We start from the raw sequence: 26,859 nt of genomic DNA, 5'->3' as shown, positions 1-26,859 counted from the left end.
AGCAAAGATTAACTGACCGATCCCGGCCAGGAATTATTATCGACTCCTCTATTCCCATATAAAGACTCATTATGAACCATAATCATTCCTCCTGATTGTTTGATTGTACCACCTGAAAAGTAACACGAAAAGCACGCTGTTTAAGATTTGTTGAAGTATCTTTGTTAAATAGCGCTCGATCGGTTTATAATATTAGCATGAATATCATTCCGATTTTCGTTCCACATGAGGGTTGCAGAACGCGGTGTACTTTCTGTAATGAACATTCGGCTACGGGAGTAAGTAGACTTCCCGATGAAGCCGAGGTTCATGAAACTGTCGAGAGATACCTTTCGTTTTTCAGGGATCCCCATAAGGCAGAACTGGCTTTCTATGGCGGCACCTTTTCAGGTGAAGGCCGTCAGCAAATGTACCTTGAAATTGCAGACAGATTATTCAAGAAAGGAATCATTGGAGGTATAAGATTCTCCACCTCGCCGGGACTGCTTACTGAAGAGACGATTAATCGTATGAGATCTTACCCAATAACCTTTGTGGAATTAGGAGTTCAGTCATTCGACAACGATGTTCTGAGAGGGTGTCACAGAGATCATGGCACAAACGAGATTTACGAAGCCGCTCGATTATTGAGAAAGAATGGAATTGATTACGGGATCCATTTGATGACAGGATTATCTGGAGATTGCGAGGCGAAGGACATGTTCTCGACTAAGGAAGCAATCAGAGTCGGTGCATCTTGTGTGAGGCTTCATCCGGTCGTTGTACTGAAAGGATCGATTCTCGAAGAAGAGTATCATCTTGGAGGATTTACGCCGAAAGGAATTGAAGAGTCACTTGAGATTCTATGGAAGATGTACCTTTTGCTTTTGCTGTCTGAAGTGAAAGTTAGTAGAGTAGGGATCTGTCTTTACGGAAGACAGGTGGCAAATGTAGTTGCAGGTCCTTTTCACCCTGCTCTTGGGGAACTTGTCAGAGATAGGCTGATGTTTGAGATCTTAAGAGAGTTCTGCGTGCAGAATAATCGTCGCTCTCTTTGCCTTGATAGATCGAACAGCAAATGGTTCACAGGCCATAACAAGGGAATTCTCGCAAGGGCATTTAGAGAGGGGATTTCAATCTCCTTTGTCGAGAATGGAGAGGATATCGATTTGCCTTTCTACATGAAGTCTATCGGGGAAAGGATTCTGGGGGGAGTCTATGCTCAAGCTTGATTCAGTTTACATCAAGGGATTCAAGAGCTTTGCCATGCCGACGAAATTTGACGTATCATCGGGAATTACAGCTGTGGTCGGGCCGAATGGAAGCGGCAAGTCGAACGTTGTGGATGCAATAAGATGGATGTTCGGAGAACAGTCGATGAAGAACATCCGTGCTGACAGTAGAGAGGATGTGATCTTCAACGGTTCGGAGAGGTTTCCGCCATCAAACTCTGCTGAAGTAAGACTGGTGTTCGAGTCGGAGGAAGGGACCTTCTCAATAGCAAGAGAGATTTCCAGGGACGGGCAGTCGATGTATAAAGTTAACGACAAGCAGTCTAGGCTGAGAGATATCAGAGAGTTGTTCCAGGGGACAGGAGTAGGGATGGATATCTACTCGATTGTTGGTCAGGGACAGGTTGATAAGGTCGTGACAGCCTCACCTTACGAGTTAAGGGCTCTCATTGAAGAGGCCGCAGGCACGGCTGTTTACAAGGAGAGGAAAAAGGAAGCACTCGGGAAACTGGCGGCAACCGAAGAGAATCTGAGCAGGCTTGAAGACATTATCTTTGAGCTTGGCAAGCAAAGGAAGTCGCTATATCTGAAAGCGAAGAGGGCAGAAAAGTTTGTTGAGTATTCTGCGAAACAAAAGGAACTCAAGAACCTTTACTTTGGCAATATCGCAAGACTGGAAGAAGAGAAGCTTATTAGTCTGAGAGAAAGATTTGACAAAGCACGAGATGAACTGAAGGATCTTCAGAAAAAGCTAATTGAAGGTGAATCGAACTGGTCGGCCCTGAGGGCGGAGTTTTCTGAGGTCGACAAGGAGATTGAGGGTTTTACGAAACTTCTTGAAGAATATAAAAAACGTCAGAATGACTTGCTCGAGCTTAAAGAAATGTACACTCGAAGATTGAGTGAGAAAGAGAACCGACTAATTGAAGTCTCCACTAGGATAGATAATTTCAGATCGGAAATCGATGATCTCGATAAGAGAAAGGATGAGATCAAACTGATTATTGATAGTCTTGAGCAGCAGATCTCTGATGAAGAAGCCGCCCTTTCCTCTTCTGAAGAAGAGAGAGACTCGCTGGTGAAGAATTACAGTGCGCGTGAACGAGAATGGCTGAAACACCAGGAGAGTTTTGAGTCAATCTCGAAAAGGCTTTCCAAGATAGAGAATGAGCTTGAGAGACTCGATAACAGCCGTGAGGATACGGGCAAGAGACTAAGGTTAATCGAGAGTCAGCTTGAAGCTAAGAGCGCGAGGTTTGAGACTCTCAAAGATGAGACTGAATCACTCGCCAAACAAGGTAAGGAAAGCACCGAGAAGCAGCGCAAAGTTGAGGGAGATATTGGTGCGTCAAGAGAACGTCTGAATGAACTAGATACGGAGCTTGAGAAAGCAAGAGAGAAACTCTCTAAAGATGAAAATGAGTTAAGGCGTTCTCAAATGGAAAGATCCCTACTTGAAAGACAACAGGAAGAGTATCAGGGTTTTTCCAAGGCTGTGAGAGAGGTATTCTCGAGAAAGGATAGTTTTGCAGGCCTGAGAGATGTGGTTGCGAATCTCATCCAGGTACCAGAATCATACGAAACTGCGATAACTATTCTTCTCGGTTATAGAATGCAAGATATCGTAGTTGATGATTCCATAACCGCAAAGAGAGTCATCGAGTTTCTCAAGACAAATAAGATCGGCCGTGTTACGTTGCTTCCTATGGACATGATTGAAGGGAACTTCAGGAACTTCACCAAAGTGGAGTCGCATCCTGGATTCATAAACTACGCAGCCAGATTGGTTGATATTCCCTTTGGCTTCGAGAAGCTCCCGGTGTATCTCTTTGCGAATTCAGTTGTCGCCAGAAGTTTGGATGATGCAATCGAGATGAGGAAGGAAGCAGGCTTCTCGGGAAGAATAGTCTCTGTTGACGGTCAATTGTTGAGTGCTGGCGGTTCGATTACTGGTGGCTTCATTGGGGAAGAGACGAGAACCGATTTGCTTTCGAGAAAACGAAGAATTCAAGAGCTTCTAGAGAGAGAAACGGAACTTGAGAAAGAGATCCAGCTCGGTGGTAAGCAGATAGGTAAACTGAAAGATGAGACTATTGAAGTTCGCGGCTACCTTAAGACATTGCAGGAAGAGCTGAACGAACTTGCCTCCAAAGGGGCCGCGATAAACAGAATGATTAGTGAGCTCCTTAAATCTGCACAGGAAGTTGAAGAGGAGATATCGGAACTAACTAAGCTCGAGAATGAGTATACAAGAAGGTTGGAGGAGAATTCGAGAAAGAAGGAGCTTCTTGTTGGAGAGCAGACTTCTCTGAGAGAAGAACGATTGGATTTGGAAAAGAAAGTCGAGGCCGAATCCGAAGAGTTGAAGAAACAGAAAAAGGCTCTTGAACAGCTCCAAGAGACAATAGTAGACACTAGATTAAGGCTTTCAACTCTATATGAGAAACATGAACAGTATACGAAGGAACACGCATCTCTAATTCAGAAGAAGAAGAATGATCAGGAAAGTATTGAGCTCCTGTCTAGGGAGGTAACTGAGCTTGAGTCGGAGACAGAACGCCTAAGAAAGCAAGTAGCCGATCAGGAACGGGAGCTTTCATCGGTCAAGAAGGAAACAGAGAATCTCTTCTCCAGCATTAGATATCAAAGAGAGGGGAAGGAGCAAAGACTATCAGCCCTTCAGGAGGCCGAAGAAGAGATTACCAGGTTGAAGGATGAAAGAGAGAAGCTTCGTGAGCAATCTCATCAAATCGAAATGCATATTCAGGAAAGTGAAATGAAGCTCTCAAGGGTAAGAGAAGAGTTTGAAGAAGATGCGAGCGAGATTCAGATCCTGTCAGAAGAGAACCTTAAAGATGTAAAAGTGGAGCTTGATGATTACGAAAACAAGCTGAAGTTTCTTGGCAGTGTTGATCTTGAGGCAATAGACGAGTATGGAGTTGTGGATAAAGAGTATCAGGAACTCGATGAGCAGAAGCGAGATCTGGAAGAGGCCAAGGTGAAGTTGATAGAGCTGATTGATAAGACTGATGCGAAGGCCAAGAACATTTTCATGGAGACGTTCAACAACGTGAACAGTAACTTCAGCCATTACATTAAGGAGATTTTTGACGGTGGGGAAGGAGAAATCAAAATCATCCCGGGTGAAGATCTTCTTGAGACCGGTTTGGAAATAACTGTAAGGAGGCCCGGAAGGAAAGTTCAGAAGCTGCAACTTCTCTCTGGAGGAGAGAAAGCACTTGTCGGTATTGCACTAGTGTTCTCCTTATTGAGTATAAAGCCCAGCCCCTTCTACGTTTTAGACGAGGTAGATGCTCCTCTTGATGACTTCAATGCGGAGAGGTTCAGGGTGCTGTTGAGAAAGCATGCTACCGATACTCAGTTTCTTGTTGTCACCCACAACAAACTTGTTATGGAAGTTGCCAACGTTCTTCACGGAGTTACGATGACAGATGGTCTCTCAAGAGTTATTCCAGTAGAGCTTAAATCGGTTGAGACTGTAATCGGTTAATCTTTTCCGTTTGTAGCAGTCAAATGACTAGACTCCCTTGAAATAACTACAAGCATTCCAATACCAATGAGTGCTGATCCCGAGAAGAACATAAGAGAGGGGGAGTTCTTTAGAAAGAGTATATCTGCAATGATTGTGAACACAGGAATGGTGTAGACCCAGAGAGTTGCTGCCTTCCCGCCCCAAAGATTTATGCCTTTGTTCCACATTATGTACCCAAGAGCGGAGGCGAATACACTAAGAAAGAGAATCCCTCTTACTGCACCTTGAGAAAACTCAACGGGTTTGTTTAGAATGAACACCTCAGTTACCACGAGAGGTGATGAAAAGAGAAGACCCCAAAGCATTATTTCCAGAGTAGTCCATATTGAGCTGTTGTGTATCTTCTCGTAGAAAAAGGTGTAGGCAGCCCATGAAACTGCAGCCCCAAAGGAGAGGAGATTTCCAACTGTACTAGAGCCTTCGGAGAATCTCCCTGAGAAGATGATTACAAAGAGTCCGGCAAAAGCTACTAAACCCCCAAAATACTCCAAGAAATCGAATCGCTTCGTAGCAACATCGTAGAGAATTATTGTCAGAATCGGTGCGGTGGAGACGATGAGAGAAGCATCAGAAGCGTTCGTCAAAGTCAGTCCGTAGTTTTCAAACAGGAAATAGAACGTGATTCCGAATAATCCAGCCAAAGCAGCATTCTTGTGATCGATGGTCCTAAACGAACCTCTTTTCCGTGTAGACAACGGAAAGAGTATACCGACCGCTATGGAGAATCTTATATACGCTAGTAGCATTGGTGGCAGTGATTCAACGGCCACCTTCGTAAATATATACGATCCTCCCCAGATCATAGCTGTCGCTGCAAGAATTACGAGACCGAAAGATCTTTTTTTTGTTCTTCTCATACTCTCTTGTATGGGGAGTAATCTGCGTTGGATCTAGAGATCACAGGTTCAAGTATTAGAGCCTCGTATGGGTGAAGGTCAATACTTATCGTCCCAAAGGATGCACTAAAGGCCTTTCCTGCAATAGTGTCTTTCATCTCCGTTCCATTCATGAGAAAGCCCTCTTGCAGAAATACTCTTGACCTTACATTCTTTTCTGTAGGATTTACGATGCAGACTAAAAGATCATCAACAATTCCAGTTGTTCTCTTGAATGAGATTAGAGAATGATCAGAGCTGACTAGAGGTTTGAAGTCGCCCGACCGGAGAGATGGTTTGCTTGAACGAATGGTGTTCAGAGTCTTGTATAAGTTCAAGGTCTCAATCTCCTGGCACGTGTGCTCCCACTTCATTGGTGCCCTATTCTCCGGATCGTTGCCTCCTTCCATACCTAACTCTTCCCCATAGTAGATCAAAGGGACGCCCGGAAGGCAATACTGGAGAATCAACGCTGCTTTGATTCTGTCTATGGATCCAAGCTCGTTCTTCAGTCTCGGTACATCGTGTGAAGAAAGGACAGTCCAGGACTTCGACAGGAATTCCAGGCCTGCATCTCTAACTGCATCATTAATAATGTTAACTGCATCTTTCCCTGAAACAAAACCGTTCAGAGCTTCCCATATTATCAACCTGAAGTAGTAGTTCATAAGCCCATCAAGACCCGATCGCTCCGGCCAGCTCCCTGGGTAATTCCATATCTCACCAATCACGCACGAATCAGGTCTAGCAAATCTTGTTCTTTCGACTATTTCCTTCAGAATTTCAGGACCCAGATCATATGCAACGTCTAGCCTCCAGCCATCGATTCCCATGTCGAGCCAATGACGCAACACTGATTCCTCTCCCTTGAAAATGATTTCCGCAAGATCGGGGTTCTCCAGGTTCAGTTCGACAAGATTACCGGAATTCATCCAACCCCTGAATCCCTTCTCTCCCCTTATGAAGTACTCCATCAGTCTTTCGTTGCCTTGAAAAGCCCCCGGTTCATCGAAGATCTCCAGCCCATTGAACCACCTTCCAGCAATGCCAGCATGATTAAACACTCCGTCAAGTACAACTCTAATTCCCATTGCGTGGGCACTCTCAATTAGGGCAACAAAGTCTTCTTCAGTGCCAAGATCGGGGTCGATAGCGAAGTAATCAATTGTGTCGTACTTATGATTTGTGTGAGCCCAGAATACCGGATTCAAGTAAACGGTGTTTGCTCCAAGCTCCTTGATGTAATCAAGTTTTTCGACTATGCCGATCAAGTCTCCTCCCCAAAAATCATACTGGTGACTTCCGTCAATTGAAGGGAGAGGTCTTTCTTCCCAACTTTTGACCTTTTGTTTGGGGAGCGAATAGTACCCTTCCTCTTTCTTCTGAAAGACAGTCTTTCCATTGCCCAAATTGAATCTATCGGGGAGCACCTGATATACAATTGCATCCTTCTTCCAGTCTCTCATCTTCTCTCCTCTAGCAGCTCATTGGCATACGCGAGGTATACCATTCCAAGAAAGATATTGTTTCTTACAGACCAGAGTTCTTCAGGCTTGATGTTTATTTGAGATTGCCTTAACCATGAATTCAGAGTCCAGAGAGTCATCTCGTAGATTTGCATGAGTCCTCTCGAATAGACGTATGATGAAAAGGATTCGTCGATGCTTCTCTCTTCCATCAAAGCAAATGGATTCAATGATGACTCAACTGTCATAATAGACAGCACCACCGCCGGATCGAGCTTGGAGAGATCTAGAGTACGAACTCTTCCACCGATAATAATCTCTACCTTCGTACCGCCGAACTCGACAAGCGAATCGTAGATCTCCTCTGAAAGGCGTCTTCTAAAGAGATCCGATCTATCGGAAAGCAATTTGCTGGATTCAATCAACGAAGCTACTTTTCTTTCTAGATCAGGATACTCCTTTTTCGTTCTGGCCTGTGTAAGCTTTTTAAGGGCGGAGTTATATTCGAAAATCCTTTCTTCAGGCAGATTATGCATTCTAATCGAATTGTTTAACATTAGTTCGTTTGAAGGGTTCTTGTCGGTGAAGTAGCTGTAGGCATCAAGTACTCGATCATCATACAAGTAGGTGGGGCTATTGAGAAAAGTCTTGTAATCAGCGCCCAAGCCTGCATTGTAGAGGACAGACAGAGCTGCAACTCTCTCGAGCTTGTTCTTTTCGCCTAGAGAAGTGAGTATTAGTGCAATAGTGATTATCGAGGCAAGCAGAATCATTAGCACAATTAGATCAGTCTTCTTACCTTTGTCCATAGTCCACCTCTCGGCAATTATAGCAGAGAAAAGGCCGGGTCGCCCCGGCCAAAGATTTCAACGTATTTACCTCTTCTTTGGTTTTTCGAACTTGCAGACACCAACAGGACACTGCGGAGCATCTACGTGGGCAAGGAATTCCTCCTTGAATCTATCCAGGATAGATCTCAAGGGTACAGGTACCGATTGTCCTAGACCACAGAAAGAAGAGTCTTCCATAGTTTCAGATATGTCATATAGCTGACTGAGCATCTCTGTAGTTCCTCTCCCTTTCGAGAACTCATTCAGAATATGAACAATTACATGAGTTCCTTCTCTACATGGTGAGCACTTTCCGCAAGATTCATGGGCGAAGAACTCCATGAGATTCTTTGCTGTATCTACTGCACAGTGGGTCTCATCAATTGCAAGAATAACACCCGAACCTAGAGATGCACCATACTTTTTGAACGAGTCGAAATCAAGTTCTGCATCCATCTCTTCGGATCTGATAAAAGTACCTGCAGCACCGCCGGTCTGTACCATTTTCAAAGCTCTTCCGTTCGGTATTCCTCCACCGAACTTGTGAACAAGATCTCGAACAGAAGTGCCCATGGGGACTTCAACTATTCCTCTTTTCACCAAATTACCACACAGAGAGAAGACCTTTGTTCCAGGTGATGACTGGGTCCCAATAGATTTGAACCAGCTTGCTCCTTTGTCGACTATCGGAGGAACACACGCAAATGTCTCCACATTATTAACAACTGTCGGCTTATCATATAGTCCGCTTACCGGCGGATAAGGCGGTTTAAGTCTTGGCCTTCCGGATTTACCTTCGATAGACTCTATCAAAGCAGTCTCTTCTCCACAGACATAGGCACCTGCTCCCAGTCTCACAGATAGATCAAATGAGAATTCAGTTCCGAGTATTGATTGACCGAGAAGGCCATACTCATAGACTTTACTGATTGCATCTCTAAGGCTTGCAACGGATTCGAAATATTCTCCTCTGATGTATATGTAACCCTTGTTGGCGCCCACTGCATAACCTGCAATTGTCATGCCCTCTATTACGGAATGCGGGTCGCCTTCCATTATCAATCTGTCTTTGAACGTTCCTGGCTCACCTTCATCTGCATTGCAGATCACAAATTTCTCCTCTGAATGAACCTTCTGGGTGAATTCCCACTTAAGTCCTGTAGGAAAACCGGCTCCACCTCTTCCTCTTAGGTTGCTCTTCTTTAGTTCTTCAATAACGGCTTCTGGAGTCATTCGTAGGGCTTTGGCAAGACCTTGATAGCCATCACGAGCAATATATTCTTCGATATTCTTTGGATCGATCGAACCTGCGTTTCTGAGGACAATACGTTCTTCTTCAGATGCCTTGCCAGCGTGAACATGTCCGCCACCTTCGAAGTCTGTAACAATCAATTCTCTGACTCTTCGACCCTTCAGAAGGTGCTCAGTAACCATCTTTTCTATGTCAGCTTCAGTCTTGACAGAGTACATAACATTGTCAGGCAGGATCAAGAAGAGAACCCCTCTTCCATAATCTCCAAAAGAGCCTGTTTCAAGCACCTCTACCAAAGAAGTGAGATTGTAGTTCTCGGTCAGGGTGCTTAGGTAGTTCTTGAAGTGTCTTGCACCTAGTAGCAAACTGTTCGAATCAATCGATACGAGGACGGTTATCGGTTTGTTCACAATGACTCACTCCTTTCTCTTGACACTATTTCATCTATGATTTCCGAGACTCTTTCAGGAGTGAGATTGCCATAAGCTTCATCATTTATCATCATTACAGGGGAGACTCCGCATAGTCCCAGGCAACTCGTTTCCTCAAGGGTAAAAAGGCCGTCTTCTGTAGTCTCACCGAAATCTATTTCCAGTCTATATTTTAAAGAGTCAATCACCGCCTGACCGCCTGTAACATGGCATGGAAGGCTCTTGCAAACTCTTATTACATGTTTCCCTCTCTTATGAGTAGCAAACATTGTGTAGAAAGTCAGTACTTCATAAATCCTTGAAAGAGGTGTTCCTGTCACTTCTTTCAGTGCTTCGGCTGCCTCTATTGGTATAAAATTGCCGTAGTGATCCTGAATCGCATGAAGAGTATTAATAAGCACATCGCCCCTTTCAAGACTCTGGCTGCTTACGTCTTCGTAGATTCTCGATACTATCTCATGAACGTCCTCAACAGACATACAAGTTCCTCCCTTCAACCCTCTTCGAAGTAGCAAAAGAGCCCCCGCTCAAGGGGGTTCTTGTAAACCTTTTATGGTGATACCTTGCTAATTGCACCGAATCTACAAACTGCGAGACAACTTCCGCATCGCGTACAGATTTCCGGATCTATTTCGTGAGGTTTCCGTACCGAACCGCTTATTGCGTCAACCGGGCAGACTCTCGCACAGGCTGTACAACCTACACATTTCTCTTTGTCGATTACAACCCTCATCAAAGTCTTGCACTTCTTTGCAGGACATTTTCCTTGTTTGACATGAGCCTCGTATTCGTCCCAGAAATACCGCATCGTTGAAATCACAGGTTGTGGAGCGGTTTGGCCAAGCCCACAAAGTGAAGTCGCCATGATATTCTCGCCAAGATCTTTTAACAGCTGTAGATCGTTCATGGATCCTTCTCCTTCTGTTATCTTTTCGAGAATTTCAAGCATCCTTCTCGTTCCGTCCCGACAAGGTGTGCACTGACCGCAAGACTCCTCAACGGTGAACTCGAGGAAATACTTAGCAACATCTACCATGCAGCTGTCCTCGTCCATAACTATCATCCCGCCCGATCCAATAATCGTGCCGAGTTTCTTCATATTGTCATATGTTATTGGCGTATCTATCAATTCTAATGGAATGCATCCTCCACTAGGACCACCTGTCTGGATCGCCTTAAGCTTCTTTCCTCCGGGAACACCTCCGCCAATCTCATAGATCAATTTCCTTAAAGTAATTCCCATCGGTACTTCCACCAGTCCTGTGTTCTTCACATTTCCGGCCAGAGCGAAGACTTTGGTCCCTCTTGATCCCTCAACACCATACTGGCTAAACCATTCGCCGCCATTTATGATTATCGGGGGGATGTTTGCATATGTCTCGACATTGTTCAAAAGGGTTGGTTTTTCCCACAATCCTTTGCTGGCAGGGAAGGGAGGCTTGACTCTCGGTATACCTCTTCTGCCTTCTATTGAGTTTATGAGAGCCGTCTCTTCTCCACAGACGAACGCACCAGCACCAATTCTGATTTCTAGATCGAATGAGAAGTCAGTTCCGAGAATGCTTTCGCCCAAGAATCCGTATTCCCTTGCTGTCTTCATGGCGTGGGTTAACCTTTCAATTGCAAGTGGATATTCGGCCCTAACATAAACAAAACCCTTCTGGGCCCCAACAACCCTGGCAGCGATGGTCATAGCTTCAACAATTGTATGGGGGTCACCTTCAAGAACGGCTCTGTCCATGAATGCACCAGGATCGCCTTCATCTGCGTTACATATGATGTATTTTGTTTCTCCCTTTGCCTTCTTAGTCAGGTCCCACTTCATCCAAGTGGGGAAGCCTGCTCCTCCTCGTCCCTTCAATTCACTCTTCTTCAGTATTTCAACAACATCATCGGGACCTATCTCAAAAAGAACTTTATGTAGTGCAAAGTAACCGTCCCTTGCAATATACTCATCTATTGAAAGAGGATCAATTACACCTAGATTTCTTGTTGCGATCTTTACTTGTTCAGTGAAGAAAGGAAGCTCTTCCTGAGGCTTTTCCTTCATTTCTCCAGAGTCGCCTTTATATAAAAGCTCTTCGACTACTCTTCCCTTTAGAATATGTTCTTCGACTATTCGGGCTGCACTCTCTGCCGTAATCTTCTGATAAAACACCCCTTCAGGATAGATTACGAGGATCGGCCCGAGGTCACAAGCACCCATACATCCAGTCTCCACTACCCTAACTACACCATCTAATGAATACTTCTTCAGGGTTTCTTCAAATACACTCTTAACGCTCTTCTCGCCTGCAGAAATGCAAGCCCCTCCGGCACAAATAAGTACCGTGTTTTCAACAACGGGCACCCTTAATCACCTCTTCGTTAAAGTTCTCCTCTTTTCACTATGAGATCTCCGACAACTTTACCACCGACAATGTGTTGCTCAACGATTCTCTTTGCCTGAGCAGGGGTAACATGCCCGTAGATTATCGGCTCAGCTCCTTCCAAGTGAACCTCAATAGTCGGTTCGACATCGCAAAGGCCGAAGCAACCGGACTGCACGACAGAAACATCGTCGACCCCCTTCTCATCGAGTGAATCTACGATGGCCCTAAGTGTATCCTTTGCGCCTGCTGCAATTCCACAGGTACCCATAGCAACTATCACTTTGCCTCTCTTGCCTGAGTCACGCATCTTAAGACCCTTCATCGCGTTCTCTTTGATTTTCATGAGCTCTTCAAGGCTCTTAATCTTTGCCATCACTCGGCCCTCCTATATTTGTCTAGAATCTTTGATACTTCATCAGGGGTGACTCTTCCATAATAGTCGTCTTCACCGACCAGAACTACCGGAGCCATGCTACAGGCGCCGAGACATCTTACGGCGTGAATCGAAAAGAGTCCGTCGGAGGTCGGTTCATTCATCTCGACTTTCAGCTCATCGTGGAGCCTCTCAAGTATCTTATCTGCGCCCTTAACATAGCAGGCAGTTCCTAGACAGACCTTTATCTGGTTCTTTCCTTTTGGCTTCATGTTGAAGAAATTATAGAAAGTTACAACTCCATATACCTGACTCAACGGAATATCCAATTTTTCGGATACGTGTTGCTGCAATTCTTCAGATAGATAACCGAAGACTTCCTGCGCCTTGTGAAGTACATTGATGAGAACGCCCGTGTTGTCTTTTACTGAAGCAATGTACTCATCAAGTTCATCGTAGAGCTTCTGACAATCCGGGCAATTTACGAGAGACAAATCTTGCACCTCCTTTGAGGAAAGAATGTTATTTATTTCACACATGCATTATAACATGCACCTAGAGAAATGGGCTGATTCCTGTGTTAAAATAACCCATGTCAAAGGAGCTCTATAAGGAGGAGATTAGATGGATCTAGAAGCCTTTGTGCGTGACGTTCCAGACTTTCCAAAGGAAGGCGTGGTTTTCAAGGATGTCACTCCATTGTTAAAGGATCCGCTTGCTTTTAGAGAGTGCATTCTGCAGTTGTCAGAAAAAGCAAGAAAGTTCGATTTCAATATAATGGTTGCACCTGAAGCAAGGGGTTTTATTTTTGCCGCTCCTCTTGCTTTTGAAATGGCGAAGGCACTGGTTCCAGTCAGGAAACCCGGAAAGCTCCCTTACAAAACCAGGGAAATCGAGTACGAATTGGAGTACGGCAGAGAAACCCTTCAGATGCATGTGGATGCGATTGGTGATGGAGATAAGGTGCTAATCGTCGACGATATTCTTGCCACGGGGGGGACTATGGAAGCTATCGCTCGCATCATCGAAGACAGTGGAGGAGAAGTCGTCGGAATTCTTTGCCTTGCGGAGTTAGGATTCCTGGAGCCCAGAAAGAAACTGTCTGGCTACAATGTAGAGACAATAATCACTTATTGACGGAGGTTTGAAATGCTCAAATATGACTTCTCGTTTGCGTTCAGGGAAACACTTGAAAGCGGCCTGGCCTTTGATGAGATGACCGAGATTGGGAAGACGTTATCTGCGAATTTCGAGAAGATCTTCCTCCCCCTTCCTGGTTTTCTCAGAATACTTGAAGATGATGAGATCATCGATGAAGTAAAGGCATTGAGATCATGGATTGAGAAGTTCGACAATTTCGTTGTCATCGGGATTGGAGGCTCTGCGTTGGGAAACCAGGCTTTGCATTTTGCACTAAAACCCATCAACTGGAATCTCTATGAAAGAGACAAGCGAGCTGGAAAGGCCAGGGTATTCTTGCTTGATAATGTAGATCCCGATATGATCACGGCGATTCTCGGAGAACTGGATTTAGGAAAAACCGTTTTCAATGTTATCTCCAAGTCTGGAACAACTGCGGAGAGCATGGCAAACTATCTGGTCGTCAGGGGCCTGCTTGAGAAGCTCGATCTTCCTGTGAAAGACCACTTCATATTCACGACGGACAAGGAAAACGGAGTCCTGAGACAAATTGCCGACAGTGAGGGAATTAGAACCTTGACGATTCCAGAGGATGTTGGAGGTCGCTTCAGTGTTTTGACTCCAGTTGGTTTGCTTTCGGCCGCTGCAGAAGGAATAGATATCGATCTCTTATACGAGGGTGCTAGATTCGGAAAAGAGAGGTATTTAAGAGAGGATGTGAAATCGAATCCCGCTGCCGTAAGTGCGTTGATTCACTACGCCTACCTGAAGAAGGGACACAATATATCGGTGATGATGCCGTACTCAAACAGGCTCTATACACTTGCTGATTGGTACAGACAATTGTGGGCCGAATCTCTAGGAAAGAAGTTCGATGTCTCAGGAAGGATTGTCCACTGTGGGCAGACTCCCGTGAAGTCTCTGGGGGCAATTGATCAACATTCTCAAGTACAGCTTTACAGTGAAGGACCAAGGGATAAGATAGTTACTCTAATCAAGGTAGAGGACTTCGGTAATCAGCTTACAATACCATTCATTCATTCCGATATCGAGGCTTTGTCCTATCTGAATGGAGTAGAAGTAGGAGAATTGCTTAATGCGGAACTCAAGGGAACGGCGATCGCTCTTGCGGCAAACGGCGTCCCAAATATCGCGGTCACATTCCCGCAGATTGACGAGGTACATGTTGGCGAATTTATCGTCTCATATGAGATACAGACCGCAATTATGGGGTTTCTTCTTAGAGTGAATCCATATGATCAGCCGGGAGTTGAGCTTGGAAAGAAACTGACTTACGCTTTCATGGGAAGAAAGGGATACGAAGAAGTAAGGGATAGATATGAGGAGAAGACCTCCTGGAGGTTCGAGTTATGAAATCAGAGCTTATGAAAGTTCTCGACGGTTTTTCGGTAGAGGAAGCGTATTATGCTGCCGGAGAGGCAATACCCACTTTTGTTATTGTTTCATTGGAACCTGAGAATCTCTTGCAGAAAATCGGAGAGATGGAAGAGATTGAGGCTGATATTATCGTTATCAGTCCCGAAGAAAGAAAGAAGCTCGAGAGTGCAGACAGTGATATGTCAAGAGTGGTGATGAGTGTTATCGAATCAGGAGAGAAGCTTCTTTGACCGTTATAGGGCTTGCTGGCAAAGCCGGAAGTGGCAAATCCACGATAGCTGAGCGTCTTGAAAAACTTGGTATCGAACGGATCTCCCTTGACGAAATTGGTCACAGTTCTTTGATCGAAGCGAAACAAGAGATAGTTTGCTCATTTGGAAAAAGGATTCTTACCTGTGACGAAGTAGACAGAAAGAAGCTTTCTAGGATTGTATTCCGAGATGGAAGCTTGCTGGACAGACTCAATCAGATAGTACACCCGATTATTAAGAAGAAGGCACTGGAAATTGTTGAGAGAAGCGATTCCGATCTCCTTTTATTTGATGGTGCGCTGATTCATGAAATCGGGCTATCTAGCTATTGTGACAAGATTATCTGGTTTGAGTGCGCAGATGAAGAAGCTGTTCAAAGACTTGTGAACAGAGGAATAAGTGAATCTCAAGCCAAATCAATACTTTCTTCGCAATCATATCTCGATCGCAATAGAGAGTTAGCAAATGTTGTTGTTTCAACGTCTGGCTCCATTGAAGAGACTTTCAGAACAACTATGGAGGTTCTTTTTGAATGGGGCATAATGGTATAATTGGTTTACTTAGACATTTCTTATAAGGAGGTAGGGAAATGCGCAAGAAACTTATTCTAGCTCTGTTAATTGCGTCTTTTTCGGTGTTCACCCTTGCTGCGACTGAGATTGAGTTTTGGCATGCGATGGGTGGTGCTCAGGGAACGACGGTCAACGAAATTGTAGATTCTTTCAACGAAGCCAACCCCGACATTGAGGTGAAAGCGATCTACGTGGGAAATTACAGTGCTTTGCAGCAGAAGCTGCTAGTAAGCGCAGAAAGTAGAACCCTCCCCGCTCTTTCACAGGCATATGGTAATTGGACCGCGAGGTTAATACCACGAGGTGCTGTTCAGGAGTTGAATTCGCTAATTTCCGATCCAGAAGTTGGATTAACCGATGAGGAATGGGCTGCAATCTGGGACCCGTTTAAGAGAATGGTCACATGGGGAGATACTGTCTACGGTCTTCCCTTCAACAAGAGTACATATGTGCTGTACTATAACACAGATCTCTTTGAAGAATACGGATTGGAAGTACCAAAGACCATGGATGATCTTCTCTTTGCCGCGATGATGCTTACTGAAGACAAGAACAACGACGGACAGATTGATCAATATGGCTTCGGGTTCAGAACGACGATCGATCACTTCATGATTTTCTTGAGGGCCAATGGCGGGGAAGCAATTGAAATTAAGCCAGACGGTTCGGTTGATGTCATAATTAACTCGCCTGAAGCTAAAGAGGCGCTTCAATTAATGTACGATATGGCTCACACCTACAAGGTTGCGCTTTTTCAGGGCGGATACCTGGACGCCCCGTTTGGAGATGGCCAAATAGCTATGTTCGTTGAGACGATCGCATCCGCTTCTTATGTTGACTCCGGTTCCAGAGGAAAGCACGGCTGGGCATGGGCTCCAGTTCCTATGTGGAAGGTTCAGGCACCACCGTTCGCTGGAACGGACGTTGTTATGTTCACCGGCATCACACCGGAGCAAAAAGCAGCTGCTTGGAAGTTCATGAAGTATCTCGTTAGCCCGGAAATCCAGGCATATTGGTCCGTAAAAACAGGATACATGCCAGTAACGGAGATCGCTCTGACAACTCCCCAGTGGAAGGCATATGAAGAACAGAACCCAACTGTACTTGTTCCAATCAGTCAGATCCCGTTTGGCTCGGTTGATCCTAATGTTGCACTGTGGGACGATGTAAGGACTGTTCTTGGAACTATGGTAGGAGATGTGATAAACCAGAAGAGGACTGTCGAAGAAGGTCTTGCGTGGGCTGAACAAGAAATCCTGCGAAAAGTGGCTGAACAGTAGATAAATGCACTATCGAAAAAGGAGGCCTTCGGCCTCCTTTTTCAATTGGATTATGTCCAGGAAAACAAGGAGAACAATAGTTTCGGCGCTCAAAGAGGGCAAGAGTTCCGTAGATGCTAGAGAGTGTTGACTTCGCAACCGTGACGCGTGATATCTGATAGGGTAGAATACTTACAGTCCAATGCTCTGTTAGATCTTCCTTATTAAACCTTTAAGAGAGGCGGTACAGTGATGAAGAGCTTTTTCCACGCATTCAACTTCTATGCATTCTCCTTTTCGATACTACTCTACTTGCTTACTTCATCGATAAATACAAAGGCCGCAGAGTGGGGTTTGTCGTACCTAGCGATAGGTCTGATAAATTTCTTGGGCTGCTTATTCTATGTTTTCTCTGCTCTGGTGTTTGGAAGGATGGGTGACAGGACTGGCTTCAAGAGGAATCTCTCTTCTGGAATGATTATTATGGCGATCTCACTCGTATACGGGTTCTTCTGGGCACATCCGATTGATTTGGTCGTATCTGCGATAGGAATGAACATATTCTTCGGCTTTTTCTTTCCATCAATTGAGGGATTGCTTTCAAAGTCAGAAAGAGCAGAAGGAGTCGATCCCGCTGCAACCGTTATTCGTTTCGTTCTTTCCTGGAGTGCCGGAAACATGTTAGGAATGGCGCTCGGTCCTTTCCTTATTCAAAGATATCCAATAGCGGTCTTCGCTTACGGCATACTTCTCAGTCTATTCGGCGCTATTCACATAAGATACCATATGAAGAAGTATGGTGAGTTGCTTCCCGGTCCTTATGATTCTAGACTGAAAGAGTCCTTTGGCAAAATCGACTTGCCCAATATACGAGACTACAGAAGGGTCTATAGGGTCACTTTTCTGCTTGCCGGTGTTATCTATACGAGTGGAATGGCTCTATTTCCCAAGCTAATATCTTCAACGGGGATCCCGCTGGAAAGTGTTGGCTTCCTAACTGTAGGTGCTAACATTGGGGTCTTTCTGTCGTTCATATTCATGAGTTTCTTTCGCTTCTGGGTTGGTAGTCCACGAGTATCTCTATTTATTATGACGGCAGTATTTGTCGCAGCAATTACAACCTTTTTTATGCCCGAAACGGCACTCACGTTCTTTCTGTCGACTCTGTTTTCTGGTGCCACATATGCTGTTCCCTATACGTTTGCGATTTTCTATGGCCTCAATTCGCAGGACGATGATCACGGAAAGCAGGGAGGATTTCACGAGTCGATGGTTGGTGTGATCTTTGGTGTTGGTCCGCTTCTAGGGGGGTATTTTCTTCAAGTGTGGACGAGTCTCAAGAGTATGGGAATCATGGCCTCAGTCCTTATGACGGTGATTATCGTAAGTCAAATGACCTTCATAAAGAGAATTAGCATTAAGCGGTGATTAACTTAATTAACAGTTATTTCTAGCGCATAATGCTCTTAAAACAAACCTCACAAATTTCGCTACTCTTCATTTATTCATGCCATATTCTTTGAGATACACTCGCTAGATGTGATATAGCAGGTATGCAATGATAGTCTATTGATTAAATTATTCTGGTTAAGATCCTGTCCAAACTAGCATTATCCATTTAATTCGGATCATAAGATAATCTTGATGCTGAAAGTGAATAGCTGTTTCTTGGGGGAAGGTCTTGGCCACAAAGTTTTCTCCGGCTCTTTGTCGGAACTTCTGGAAGGAGAAGCATATGGGGTTTTTTTAGCATCTGGGAAGAAACTACGACCTCGTTTTGATAGAGCTGCTGAATCACATAAAGATCATCGCGATAGCGGTACCTATTGCGATTGGAATTGAAGTACCCATTGGGATAATCGTCTCAAGGAATAAGAGGGTTTAGTCGATAGCTCTCTATGGAGCAGGCATCCTAATGACGATTCCCAGTCTAGCTCTCTTCGGTTATATGGTCGTTCTGCTTGCTCCGCTGAAAGCAGGTATTGGTGTCACACCGGCGGTTATTGCCCTTGTGATCTATTCTTTCCTGCCTGTTATAAGGAATACAGTAGTAGCTGTGAATTCAGTTGATCCTCGAATGATAGAGGCGGCCAAAGGAATGGGGATGACGAACAGGCAGATACTGTGGAAGGTAGAAATGCCGGTGGCAGTTCCAACGATGCTCTCAGGGATCAGAAGTTCTGCAACGATAAATACCGGTACTGCTGCTATTGCCGCGTCAATTGGCGCAGGTGGCCTTGGGGAGATCATCTTCACGGGACTTCGCATGACAAGAGGCCCAATGATAATTGCCGGAGCCATACCAGTAACCTTACTGGCTGTGGCTGTTGATATAATCCTTGGCCTTTCGGAAAAAGCACTGACTTCGAAAGGCCTCAGAACATAATGAACACGGAGGTGTCTAAATTGAAAAGACTGCTAATAGTAGCACTATTAATTGTAGTCGTGACAACTCTATCGTTTGGTCAGACAAGACTGAATGTTGGAGCAAAGAACTTCACAGAACAGTACATCGTCAGTAGCATGATATCACAGCTTCTTAGAGATGCTGGGTTCAGGGTGACTGAGAGTTTTGGAATGAGTTCGTTCGTTGCAAGAAGTGCACTCGAAACCGGGCAGATCGATCTATATGCTGACTACACTGGAACAGCCTGGCCCACATATCTAGGGCATGAAAAGATGATTAGAGATCCTTTGGCTCTGTAGGAAGCCGTGAAGGCGGAAGATCTCGAAAATGGAATCGTATGGCTTGACATGGCTGATTTCAATAATACATATGCGTTAGCTGTGAGAAGAGATTTCGCTGCTGAGCATGGACTGCAGACTTTTGAAGATCTCGCTGAACTAACTAACGATGACCCTGATCTTCTCTTTGGAATCGTGTACGAATTTCTTGAAAGAGATGATGGGTTCTGGCCTATGAGTGAGACTTACGAGTTTTCTGTCGAGAAGAGGCAGGTTAAGACAATGGAGATCGGGCTGACTTATGAGGCACTTGATAAAAAGCAGATCGACATCGCCATGGTCTTCTCTACTGACGGAAAGTTGGAAAAGTACAACTTGCTTGTACTTGAAGACACTAAGAATTTCTTCCCGTCATATAATCTTGCCGTAACCGTACGTAAGGAAGTTCTTGAAAGCCATCCTGAGATTGAGGAGATCTTAAGGCCAATATTTGTCTATCTTACAGAACCAATAATGATCAGGCTGAATTACCTGGTGGACGCAGGAGGTTACGAGCCAGATGAAGTTGCCGAAGGGTTCCTAAAGGGATTAGGCTTAATAGATTAAGTTAGCAAATGTTAAGTTTTAGGGCCGCCTCATGGCGGCTCTGTTTTTTTTCCAACATCCTCAGAATTGAAGTCACTATTCTTCTCAACTTTTCTGAACAGAAGTCGCAGTGGAAAGAGACCTTCAACATTAGAAAGGTAGCTAAACACCCCGATTCACTGGCTATGATATAATCATTCGAATATGCTTTCAGGAAGGGAGGAAACAAAGTGTCAGAGAAGTATGTGTACTATTTTGGAAAGTTGAAAGCCGAAGGCGACGCGAAAATGAAAAACCTTCTCGGCGGAAAAGGAGCCAATCTATCTGAGATGGTTAAGATAGGGATACCTGTTCCCCCGGGTTTCACTATTTCTACCGAGGTATGCAAGTATTACTACGATCACGGGAAGACATATCCGGTTACTTTGGAAAAGGATGTCCAGGAAGCCGTAAAGCTACTGGAGGAGGAAACAGGAAAAGGATTCGGATCTGCAGAGAGACCTTTACTTGTCTCTGTAAGGTCTGGCGCGGCGATTTCAATGCCCGGCATGATGGATACTATCCTCAATCTTGGTCTTAACGACGAAACGGTTAACGGCATGATCAAGGAATCGGGCAATCCCAGGTTCTGTTATGACGCTTACAGGAGATTTCTTCAGATGTTTGGCGATGTTGTGCTGAAGATAGAGCACTCCGAGTTCGAAAATGCGCTGGCTTCTGTGAAAAGGGAAAAGAGAGTTAAGCTTGATACAGACTTGGATGCAGAAAACATGAAAGACGTTGTAGAGAGGTATCTTGAGGTCTACAAGAGGGCCGGCAAAGAGTTCCCTCAGGATCCATGGAAACAATTGTGGATGGCGATTGATGCAGTATTTGGAAGTTGGATGAACGAGAGAGCAATAAAGTACCGGGCCCTCAATGGCGTGAAAGAGGGAGAACTTCTTGGAACTGCGGTTAACATTGTGGCAATGGTTTTTGGCAACACGGGAGAAGATAGTGGAACGGGAGTCGCATTCACGAGAGATCCTAATACCGGCGAGAAGCAATTCTATGGAGAGTATTTGCCGAACGCTCAAGGAGAGGACGTTGTTGCCGGAACGCGTACGCCATTCCCTCTAACAAAACTTCAAGATATTAATCCTGAAGTTTATGACCAGCTCCTGGAAATATTTACTAAACTGGAGAACCACTATAGAGACATGCAAGATATCGAGTTCACCGTTGAGCACGGAACTCTTTATCTGCTTCAGACCAGAAATGGGAAACGGACACCATATGCGAGCGTGAAGATCGCAGTTGATCTGGCAGAAGAGGGAAGGATTTCAAAGGAAGAAGCGATCATGAGAGTTACACCTGAGCATATCGAGACGCTCCTCCACCCATATTTCACGAAGGAGACTATGGAGAGCGCAGAAGTTCTAGCCAAAGGTATCGCAGCATCGCCCGGAGCGGCAGCAGGTATAGTTGCATTCGATCCCGATACTGCTGAAAGACTTGTGAGAGAAGAGGGTAAGACTGTGATCCTTGTGAGGCCGGAGACTTCTCCGGAAGACATAGCCGGAATGGCTGCTGCTCAAGGAATCCTCACCTCGACTGGTGGAAAGACTTCACATGCTGCGGTTGTAGCCAGAGGAATGGGAAAGACCTGCATTGTGGGCTGTGAAGCCGTTGAAGTAGATCAGAAAACCAGAGTAATGAAAGTTAACGGGAAGACAATAAGAGAAGGAGAATGGATAAGCATTGATGGGACCACTGGAGAGGTTTTCATGGGAAAGCTGGATTCAGTTAAGCCTCAGGGTTTGGAAGGTCCGCTAGCAAAGCTTCTTGGATGGGCCGATGAGATCAGGAAGCTCGGAATTAGAACTAACGCAGATACTCCTAAGGATTCACAGGTAGCCAGGGAATTCGGAGCGGAAGGAATTGGACTCACAAGGACGGAACACATGTTCTTCCAGGAGGATAGGATTTTTGCTGTGAGACAGATGATTACATCAAATACCAAAGAGCAGAGAGAGAAGTCTCTTGCGAAGCTTCTCCCTATGCAGGAAGATGATTTCTACGGTATTTTCATGGCCATGGAAGGACTCCCCGTTACGATCAGACTTCTTGATCCGCCACTTCACGAATTCCTTCCAAAAGAAGAAGAGGATATAAAAGAGTTAGCCGAAGAGATGGGTATGACATATCAGGAACTAAAGGAGACAATCGAAGATCTTCATGAGTTCAATCCGATGATGGGATTCAGGGGATGCAGGTTGGCTGTAGTTTATCCCGAGATTGCTGAAATGCAGACCAAAGCGATAATTGGAGCTGCGTTGAGGTTGGTTGAAGAAGGAAAATCAGTGATTCCCGAGATAATGATTCCTCTGATCGTTGAGCTGAAGGAGCTTAAGTACGTGAAATCGATCATTGTGAATGCGGCTAATGAGATTATTTCCAAGTCAGGGCTGAATCTTGAATACAAAGTGGGTACAATGATTGAGGTTCCGAGAGCGGCACTGACTGCAGACGAAATTGCCAAGGAAGCAGAGTTCTTTAGCTTCGGAACCAATGATCTAACTCAGATGACATACGGATTCAGTAGAGACGATTACGGCAAATACGTTGGACATTACATGGAAAAGGGGATTCTGGAGAACGATCCATTTCAGAAGCTCGACAGATTTGGAGTAGGTCAGCTTGTGAAGATGGGAACTGAGAGAGGACGCTCAGTTAGGCCGGATCTGAAGGTCGGAATATGCGGCGAACACGGTGGAGAGCCTTCATCTATTGAATTCTGTCATATTGTAGGTCTTAACTATGTTAGCTGTTCACCTTACAGAGTTCCAGTTGCTCGACTTGCAGCAGCTCAGGCAGTAGTAAAGAATCGTTAGGGATTATTCAGACCGTGCCTGAGGGCACGGTCTTTACTATTTTGGAGGTTTGCCTATCATGACGGCGTTAATCTCGGGATATCTATCACAGACAGGATTCGCTACGGTAAGCTGGGAAAACTGGGTTATGTTTGTAATCGCGGGAATTCTAATCTATCTGGCGGTTGCAAAGGATGCCGAACCACTTCTTCTTGTTCCAATTGCCTTTGGCATGGTTATTGCAAACATCCCTCCGGAAGTAACCGGTGTCTTCACTCCCGGAACCGGGATCATGTGGATTTTGCAGCAGGGATTGATGCTGGGGATCTATCCACCTTTGATATTTCTTGGCATTGGCGCTGTTACCGACTTCTCTTTCGTGCTGGCAAACCCTAAGACTCTCTTTTTGGGTGCTGCTGCACAGATAGGGATTTTTTTAACTTTTCTTGCAGCGAATTTTCTGGGTTTTTCCCTTTCGGATGCGGCATCCATAGCGATAATTGGTGGTGCGGACGGACCAACCTCAATCTATGTTGCAAGCATTATGGAATCACAGTTTCTTCCAATAATCGCGATCGCTTCCTACTCTTATATAGCTCTTATACCAGTTCTTCAGCCACCGATAATGAGACTATTTACTACTCGTAAAGAACGGGCAATAACAATGGGAAAGAAGCTTAGAAAGGTTTCGAAGCTAGAGAGAATTGTCTTCCCGGTAGTCGCGACTATTGGGATCTCTCTTATTGTTCCTCAGGCGCTCCCTCTGGTAGGAATGTTGATGCTCGGTAATCTTCTTAGGGAAAACGGAAGAACAAAGAGACTGGTTGAAGCTTCGGGCAAATACATCTCCGATACTGTGATCATTTTGCTTTGTGTTTCAGTAGGAGCAAAGGCTGATGGCAAGATATTTCTAACACTGGAGAGTATAATGATTTTGGGGTTGGGTTGTGCAGCCTTCGTTGTTGCAACTGTTTCGGGGATTCTCTTCGCGAAGTTTATGAATCTGTTCTGTAAGAGCAAGGTAAATCCTTTGATCGGTGCCGCCGGGGTCTCGGCAGTTCCAACTGCTGCAAGAGTTGCTCAGAAGGTTGCTTCGGAGGAGGATCCGACGAACTTCGTCCTGATGCACGCTATGGGTCCGAATATCGCAGGAGTCATCGGATCGGCGGTTGCTGCGGGTGTATTCCTTTCAATAATATGATTTGGTGCGGGAGGATGTCATGGCTGTGAAGAAGCAATATCAGGTGAATATCAATCATACTCTGTGTAAGCGATGTGGGATTTGTTATTGGATATGTCCCACCAAGACAATCACAAAGGGAGAGCTTGGCAGGCCGCAGATCATTGACCAAAAAACCTGCATTGGTTGTTTAATGTGCGAAAACGCCTGTCCGGATTTCGCGATTGATGTTAAGGAATTGGAGGCGGTGAAAGAAGATGCGTGAGTTCGTTCTGCTTCAAGGAGATGAAGCATGTGCGCTTGGGGCTATAAAAGCTGGGTGCAAATTCTTTGCAGGTTATCCTATTACGCCCGCGACCGAAATTGCGGAGACTATGGCTAGGGAGCTTCCGAAGATTGGAGGAACGTTCATTCAGATGGAGGATGAGATAGCAAGCGCCGCTGCGATAATAGGGGCGTCACTTGCCGGCGAGAAATCAATGACTGCAACGAGTGGTCCGGGCTTCTCCCTAATGCAAGAAGCGATTGGGTATGCAGCCATGACTGAGACACCTACAGTCATAGTCAACGTTCAGCGGGGTGGCCCGTCTACCGGCATGCCCACGAAGACGGCACAAGGAGATATAATGCAGGCGAGATGGGGCACTCACGGCGACCACCAGATCATCGCAATATATCCTTCGAATGTTGAAGAAGTATACAAATATATAATTACGGCTTTCAACTATGCTGAGTTATACAGAACACCTGTGATTTTCTTGATGGACGAAATCCTAGGTCATATGCGTGAGAGTGTATATTTGCCACACGATTCTGAAATCATGGAAGTACAGAGGGTCGGTGAAATGGAAATGGCTGACGATGATATATTCCACCCCTTCGAAGGCGATGACCAGATGATGGCAACTCCACTTGTTAAGATGGGGAAGTCAAGGTTTCATGTTTCCGGTCTAGTGCACGACGAGTCTGGTTTTCCAATAGGTTCGCCATCTGATTCTTCGCGACTCCTGAGGAGGTTAGACAATAAGATAAGATTGCATAGCGATGAGATAGTTATGTACGACGAATACATGACTGAGGATGCAGAGATACTTGTACTCGCTTACGGTTCAGTTGCCAGAAGTGCAATAAATGCTGTAAAGATGGCGAGGGAGGATAAGATCAATGTAGGTCTCTTTAAACCAGTGACTATCTGGCCATTCCCGAGTACAAGACTGAGGCAGCTTCTAAAGAGAGTAAGTGCCGTCATTGTTGCAGAGATGAACCTTGGACAAATTCTTTATGAAGTGTCTAGATTGAACAAGCGCGGTGCAAAGATTGAGCACTTAAGCAAAGTTGATGGAGAGCTTATCACTCCGCAAGAAGTCCTTGATGCTATATCAAGGGTTAAGTCGGAAATAATGGATCTGTAGAATGAACGTCTTTGTCGATTCTTTCTTCTTTTTGCGAACAGTATGTTAAAACTTTTGCTAATTCAGCGGCCTCTGTGGTAGAATAACAGCGAAATTACCTGCAAAAGGAGGAAATCTCAATGGAAATCCTGAAGGTCAGTTCTAAATCTAATCCTAACAAGGTTGCAGGTGCCATAGCCGGGGTCATCTCAAAGAACGAGCAAGTAGAACTTCAGGCCATTGGCGCTGGTGCTGTGAATCAAGCTGTGAAGGCAGTAGCCATCGCTTCTAGATTCCTCAGAGAACAGGGTACTAAGGTGTCCATGGTCCCTGGATTTGTGGAGATTCAGATTGGCGAAGAGATGCGAACGGGGATCACCATTAAGATTATTTCGGAGAAAGACGAAGAAAAGTAATGAGGGTTCTGTAATCTCATAAGTCGGGGGGAGGTCGTTGATCTCTTCCTTTTTTGTTGGAAGACTACGAGATAGTTGCTGGTTAGCTGAATGAGGAGGTATTAGATGCTTACAGTAAGTGATATGCTGGGTATAGCCCTCAAGATCGAAAGTGCAGGTTATTCATACTATCAGAAGCTTAGTGAGAGAACTTCTGGGGAAGTAAGAGATCTTTTCTCAAGACTTTCGGTGCAGGAAAGGGAGCACGCAGAAATATTCAGAGATATTCTGAAGAATGTGGAAAACGAACCAACAGCCCAGGATTGGGACGACAATGTGGGTTATTTGAAGTCTTATGCAGAGATATCCATTTTCCCTCGAATTGAATCGTCAGAGGTCCCTCAGAATATGAGCAAAGCTATCAGTGGTGCAATGGAAGTGGAAAAGGACAGCATTATATTCTATTCAGATCTCGCTTCCTTTATACCCAACAGTAAGGAGCTCAAAGAGATAATTGAGGAAGAACGAAGGCATCTCCATGATCTAGTGAAGCTTTACGGTTCATTATAGAGACTGTTAAGGGAATGGGCTCCCAAACGGTGAAAGTGCCAAGGATCTCTAAGAGCGAGTCTCTATACTGGGTGAATGAATGTGGTTTCCGCAGTTAAGTATCTTTGTGGAGGACATCAAGAGAAAGTATTTGATTGACCCGTCGCAATGCATCAAAATAGAATCTATTCAAAATCGAATTGAAGGAGATTAAGAACACCTCCCTTTGAGTTAGATTT

At 45.0% G+C, this 26,859-nt stretch carries 23 protein-coding genes and 1 pseudogene; 16 read left to right on the top strand and 8 right to left on the bottom strand.

What is annotated here, in order from left to right:
• The first annotated feature begins 161 nt into the window (after positions 1 to 161).
• Both B3157_RS02735 and smc read left to right on the top strand, forming a co-directional pair.
• Positions 162 to 1,211, top strand: coding sequence for an elongator complex protein 3 (locus tag B3157_RS02735; protein WP_292588674.1), 1,050 nt, complete (start codon positions 162 to 164; stop codon positions 1,209 to 1,211).
• Positions 1,198 to 4,722, top strand: a complete 3,525-nt coding sequence (gene smc / locus B3157_RS02730; RefSeq protein ID WP_292588673.1) for a chromosome segregation protein SMC — start codon at positions 1,198 to 1,200, stop codon at positions 4,720 to 4,722. The genes B3157_RS02735 and smc overlap by 14 nt, the downstream gene beginning before the upstream one ends.
• On the opposite strand, the gene B3157_RS02725 is transcribed toward smc, so the two are convergent.
• The 8 genes from B3157_RS02725 to B3157_RS02690 form a co-directional block, all read right to left on the bottom strand.
• Entirely contained in the window at positions 4,719 to 5,621 is a 903-nt protein-coding gene (locus B3157_RS02725) for a DMT family transporter (RefSeq protein ID WP_292588671.1), read from the bottom strand. The two genes, smc and B3157_RS02725, sit on opposite strands and share 4 nt — an antisense overlap.
• Complete coding sequence (locus B3157_RS02720; RefSeq protein WP_292588670.1) at positions 5,618 to 7,105, bottom strand: glycoside hydrolase family 13 protein; 1,488 nt, start codon at positions 7,103 to 7,105, stop codon at positions 5,618 to 5,620. The genes B3157_RS02725 and B3157_RS02720 overlap by 4 nt, the downstream gene beginning before the upstream one ends.
• The gene (locus tag B3157_RS02715; RefSeq protein ID WP_292588668.1) at positions 7,102 to 7,914 is read right to left on the bottom strand and encodes a transglycosylase SLT domain-containing protein; all 813 of its coding nucleotides are present in this window, start codon (positions 7,912 to 7,914) and stop codon (positions 7,102 to 7,104) included. The genes B3157_RS02720 and B3157_RS02715 overlap by 4 nt, the downstream gene beginning before the upstream one ends.
• 66 nt (positions 7,915 to 7,980) lie before the next feature.
• Positions 7,981 to 9,597 carry an NADH-quinone oxidoreductase subunit NuoF gene (nuoF, locus tag B3157_RS02710; protein ID WP_214061114.1) on the bottom strand — a complete coding sequence of 539 codons (1,617 nt, stop codon included), beginning with the start codon at positions 9,595 to 9,597 and terminating at the stop codon, positions 7,981 to 7,983.
• Positions 9,594 to 10,097, bottom strand: coding sequence for a complex I 24 kDa subunit family protein (locus tag B3157_RS02705; RefSeq protein WP_214061113.1), 504 nt, complete (start codon positions 10,095 to 10,097; stop codon positions 9,594 to 9,596). The genes nuoF and B3157_RS02705 overlap by 4 nt, the downstream gene beginning before the upstream one ends.
• 71 nt (positions 10,098 to 10,168) lie before the next feature.
• Positions 10,169 to 11,968, bottom strand: a complete 1,800-nt coding sequence (locus B3157_RS02700; protein WP_214061112.1) for an NADH-quinone oxidoreductase subunit NuoF — start codon at positions 11,966 to 11,968, stop codon at positions 10,169 to 10,171.
• A gap of 17 nt (positions 11,969 to 11,985) precedes the next feature.
• Positions 11,986 to 12,363 (bottom strand): (2Fe-2S) ferredoxin domain-containing protein, encoded by a 378-nt coding sequence (locus B3157_RS02695; protein ID WP_099830576.1) that lies wholly within the window; start codon positions 12,361 to 12,363, stop codon positions 11,986 to 11,988.
• Entirely contained in the window at positions 12,363 to 12,857 is a 495-nt protein-coding gene (locus tag B3157_RS02690) for a complex I 24 kDa subunit family protein (protein WP_349680356.1), read from the bottom strand. The genes B3157_RS02695 and B3157_RS02690 overlap by 1 nt, the downstream gene beginning before the upstream one ends.
• A 130-nt stretch (positions 12,858 to 12,987) precedes the next feature.
• Here B3157_RS02690 and B3157_RS02685 point away from each other — a divergent pair, with 130 nt between their 5' ends.
• The 14 genes and pseudogenes from B3157_RS02685 (at position 12,988) to B3157_RS02620 (ending at position 26,641) form a co-directional block, all read left to right on the top strand.
• On the top strand, positions 12,988 to 13,500 hold the full coding sequence (locus tag B3157_RS02685) for an adenine phosphoribosyltransferase (protein WP_214060622.1): 513 nt from the start codon (positions 12,988 to 12,990) through the stop codon (positions 13,498 to 13,500).
• Positions 13,501 to 13,512: 12 nt separating this feature from the next.
• Positions 13,513 to 14,877 carry a glucose-6-phosphate isomerase gene (locus tag B3157_RS02680; RefSeq protein WP_214060623.1) on the top strand — a complete coding sequence of 455 codons (1,365 nt, stop codon included), beginning with the start codon at positions 13,513 to 13,515 and terminating at the stop codon, positions 14,875 to 14,877.
• Entirely contained in the window at positions 14,874 to 15,131 is a 258-nt protein-coding gene (locus tag B3157_RS02675) for a hypothetical protein (protein WP_214078408.1), read from the top strand. Before B3157_RS02680 ends, B3157_RS02675 begins: the two co-directional genes overlap by 4 nt.
• Positions 15,128 to 15,703, top strand: a complete 576-nt coding sequence (gene coaE / locus B3157_RS02670) for a dephospho-CoA kinase (RefSeq protein ID WP_214060625.1) — start codon at positions 15,128 to 15,130, stop codon at positions 15,701 to 15,703. The genes B3157_RS02675 and coaE overlap by 4 nt, the downstream gene beginning before the upstream one ends.
• Positions 15,704 to 15,741: 38 nt before the next feature.
• Positions 15,742 to 17,004 (top strand): ABC transporter substrate-binding protein, encoded by a 1,263-nt coding sequence (locus B3157_RS02665; RefSeq protein ID WP_214078407.1) that lies wholly within the window; start codon positions 15,742 to 15,744, stop codon positions 17,002 to 17,004.
• Positions 17,005 to 17,235: 231 nt separating this feature from the next.
• Complete coding sequence (locus B3157_RS02660) at positions 17,236 to 18,411, top strand: MFS transporter (RefSeq protein ID WP_214078406.1); 1,176 nt, start codon at positions 17,236 to 17,238, stop codon at positions 18,409 to 18,411.
• Positions 18,412 to 18,898: 487 nt separating this feature from the next.
• Entirely contained in the window at positions 18,899 to 19,369 is a 471-nt protein-coding gene (locus B3157_RS02655; RefSeq protein ID WP_292588660.1) for an ABC transporter permease, read from the top strand.
• Positions 19,369 to 20,274: pseudogene (locus B3157_RS02650) on the top strand (glycine betaine ABC transporter substrate-binding protein). The gene B3157_RS02655 and the pseudogene B3157_RS02650 overlap by 1 nt, the downstream one beginning before the upstream one ends.
• Before the next feature lie 209 nt (positions 20,275 to 20,483).
• Positions 20,484 to 23,126 (top strand): pyruvate, phosphate dikinase, encoded by a 2,643-nt coding sequence (ppdK, locus tag B3157_RS02645; RefSeq protein ID WP_214060155.1) that lies wholly within the window; start codon positions 20,484 to 20,486, stop codon positions 23,124 to 23,126.
• Positions 23,127 to 23,184: 58 nt separating this feature from the next.
• Positions 23,185 to 24,306 (top strand): sodium ion-translocating decarboxylase subunit beta, encoded by a 1,122-nt coding sequence (locus tag B3157_RS02640; protein ID WP_214078405.1) that lies wholly within the window; start codon positions 23,185 to 23,187, stop codon positions 24,304 to 24,306.
• A gap of 19 nt (positions 24,307 to 24,325) precedes the next feature.
• Positions 24,326 to 24,550, top strand: a complete 225-nt coding sequence (locus B3157_RS02635) for a 4Fe-4S dicluster domain-containing protein (RefSeq protein ID WP_214060153.1) — start codon at positions 24,326 to 24,328, stop codon at positions 24,548 to 24,550.
• The gene (locus B3157_RS02630) at positions 24,543 to 25,697 is read left to right on the top strand and encodes a 2-oxoacid:acceptor oxidoreductase subunit alpha (RefSeq protein WP_214060152.1); all 1,155 of its coding nucleotides are present in this window, start codon (positions 24,543 to 24,545) and stop codon (positions 25,695 to 25,697) included. Before B3157_RS02635 ends, B3157_RS02630 begins: the two co-directional genes overlap by 8 nt.
• Before the next feature lie 119 nt (positions 25,698 to 25,816).
• On the top strand, positions 25,817 to 26,092 hold the full coding sequence (locus B3157_RS02625) for a stage V sporulation protein S (protein ID WP_214060151.1): 276 nt from the start codon (positions 25,817 to 25,819) through the stop codon (positions 26,090 to 26,092).
• A gap of 105 nt (positions 26,093 to 26,197) precedes the next feature.
• On the top strand, positions 26,198 to 26,641 hold the full coding sequence (locus B3157_RS02620) for a ferritin family protein (RefSeq protein WP_099830592.1): 444 nt from the start codon (positions 26,198 to 26,200) through the stop codon (positions 26,639 to 26,641).
• Positions 26,642 to 26,859 lie beyond the last annotated feature (218 nt).

It is taken from the genome of Mesotoga sp. UBA5557 (assembly GCF_002425715.1).
Classification (GTDB): Bacteria; Thermotogota; Thermotogae; order Petrotogales; family Kosmotogaceae; genus Mesotoga.
The sequence above is the reverse complement of the archived record's forward strand: the minus strand, read 5'-3'. Positions and strand labels throughout refer to the sequence as shown.

Coding starts and splice junctions, on each gene's coding strand:
- smc (WP_292588673.1), top strand. CDS start 1,198: ATGCTCAAGCTTGATTCAGTTTACATCAAGGGATTCAAGAGCTTTGCC.
- B3157_RS02725 (WP_292588671.1), bottom strand. CDS start 5,621: ATGAGAAGAACAAAAAAAAGATCTTTCGGTCTCGTAATTCTTGCAGCG.
- B3157_RS02720 (WP_292588670.1), bottom strand. CDS start 7,105: ATGAGAGACTGGAAGAAGGATGCAATTGTATATCAGGTGCTCCCCGAT.
- B3157_RS02715 (WP_292588668.1), bottom strand. CDS start 7,914: ATGGACAAAGGTAAGAAGACTGATCTAATTGTGCTAATGATTCTGCTT.
- B3157_RS02705 (WP_214061113.1), bottom strand. CDS start 10,097: ATGTCTGTTGAGGACGTTCATGAGATAGTATCGAGAATCTACGAAGAC.
- B3157_RS02695 (WP_099830576.1), bottom strand. CDS start 12,363: ATGGCAAAGATTAAGAGCCTTGAAGAGCTCATGAAAATCAAAGAGAAC.
- B3157_RS02685 (WP_214060622.1), top strand. CDS start 12,988: ATGGATCTAGAAGCCTTTGTGCGTGACGTTCCAGACTTTCCAAAGGAA.
- B3157_RS02680 (WP_214060623.1), top strand. CDS start 13,513: ATGCTCAAATATGACTTCTCGTTTGCGTTCAGGGAAACACTTGAAAGC.
- B3157_RS02675 (WP_214078408.1), top strand. CDS start 14,874: ATGAAATCAGAGCTTATGAAAGTTCTCGACGGTTTTTCGGTAGAGGAA.
- B3157_RS02665 (WP_214078407.1), top strand. CDS start 15,742: ATGCGCAAGAAACTTATTCTAGCTCTGTTAATTGCGTCTTTTTCGGTG.
- B3157_RS02660 (WP_214078406.1), top strand. CDS start 17,236: ATGAAGAGCTTTTTCCACGCATTCAACTTCTATGCATTCTCCTTTTCG.
- B3157_RS02655 (WP_292588660.1), top strand. CDS start 18,899: ATGACGATTCCCAGTCTAGCTCTCTTCGGTTATATGGTCGTTCTGCTT.
- B3157_RS02640 (WP_214078405.1), top strand. CDS start 23,185: ATGACGGCGTTAATCTCGGGATATCTATCACAGACAGGATTCGCTACG.
- B3157_RS02635 (WP_214060153.1), top strand. CDS start 24,326: ATGGCTGTGAAGAAGCAATATCAGGTGAATATCAATCATACTCTGTGT.
- B3157_RS02630 (WP_214060152.1), top strand. CDS start 24,543: ATGCGTGAGTTCGTTCTGCTTCAAGGAGATGAAGCATGTGCGCTTGGG.
- B3157_RS02625 (WP_214060151.1), top strand. CDS start 25,817: ATGGAAATCCTGAAGGTCAGTTCTAAATCTAATCCTAACAAGGTTGCA.
- B3157_RS02620 (WP_099830592.1), top strand. CDS start 26,198: ATGCTTACAGTAAGTGATATGCTGGGTATAGCCCTCAAGATCGAAAGT.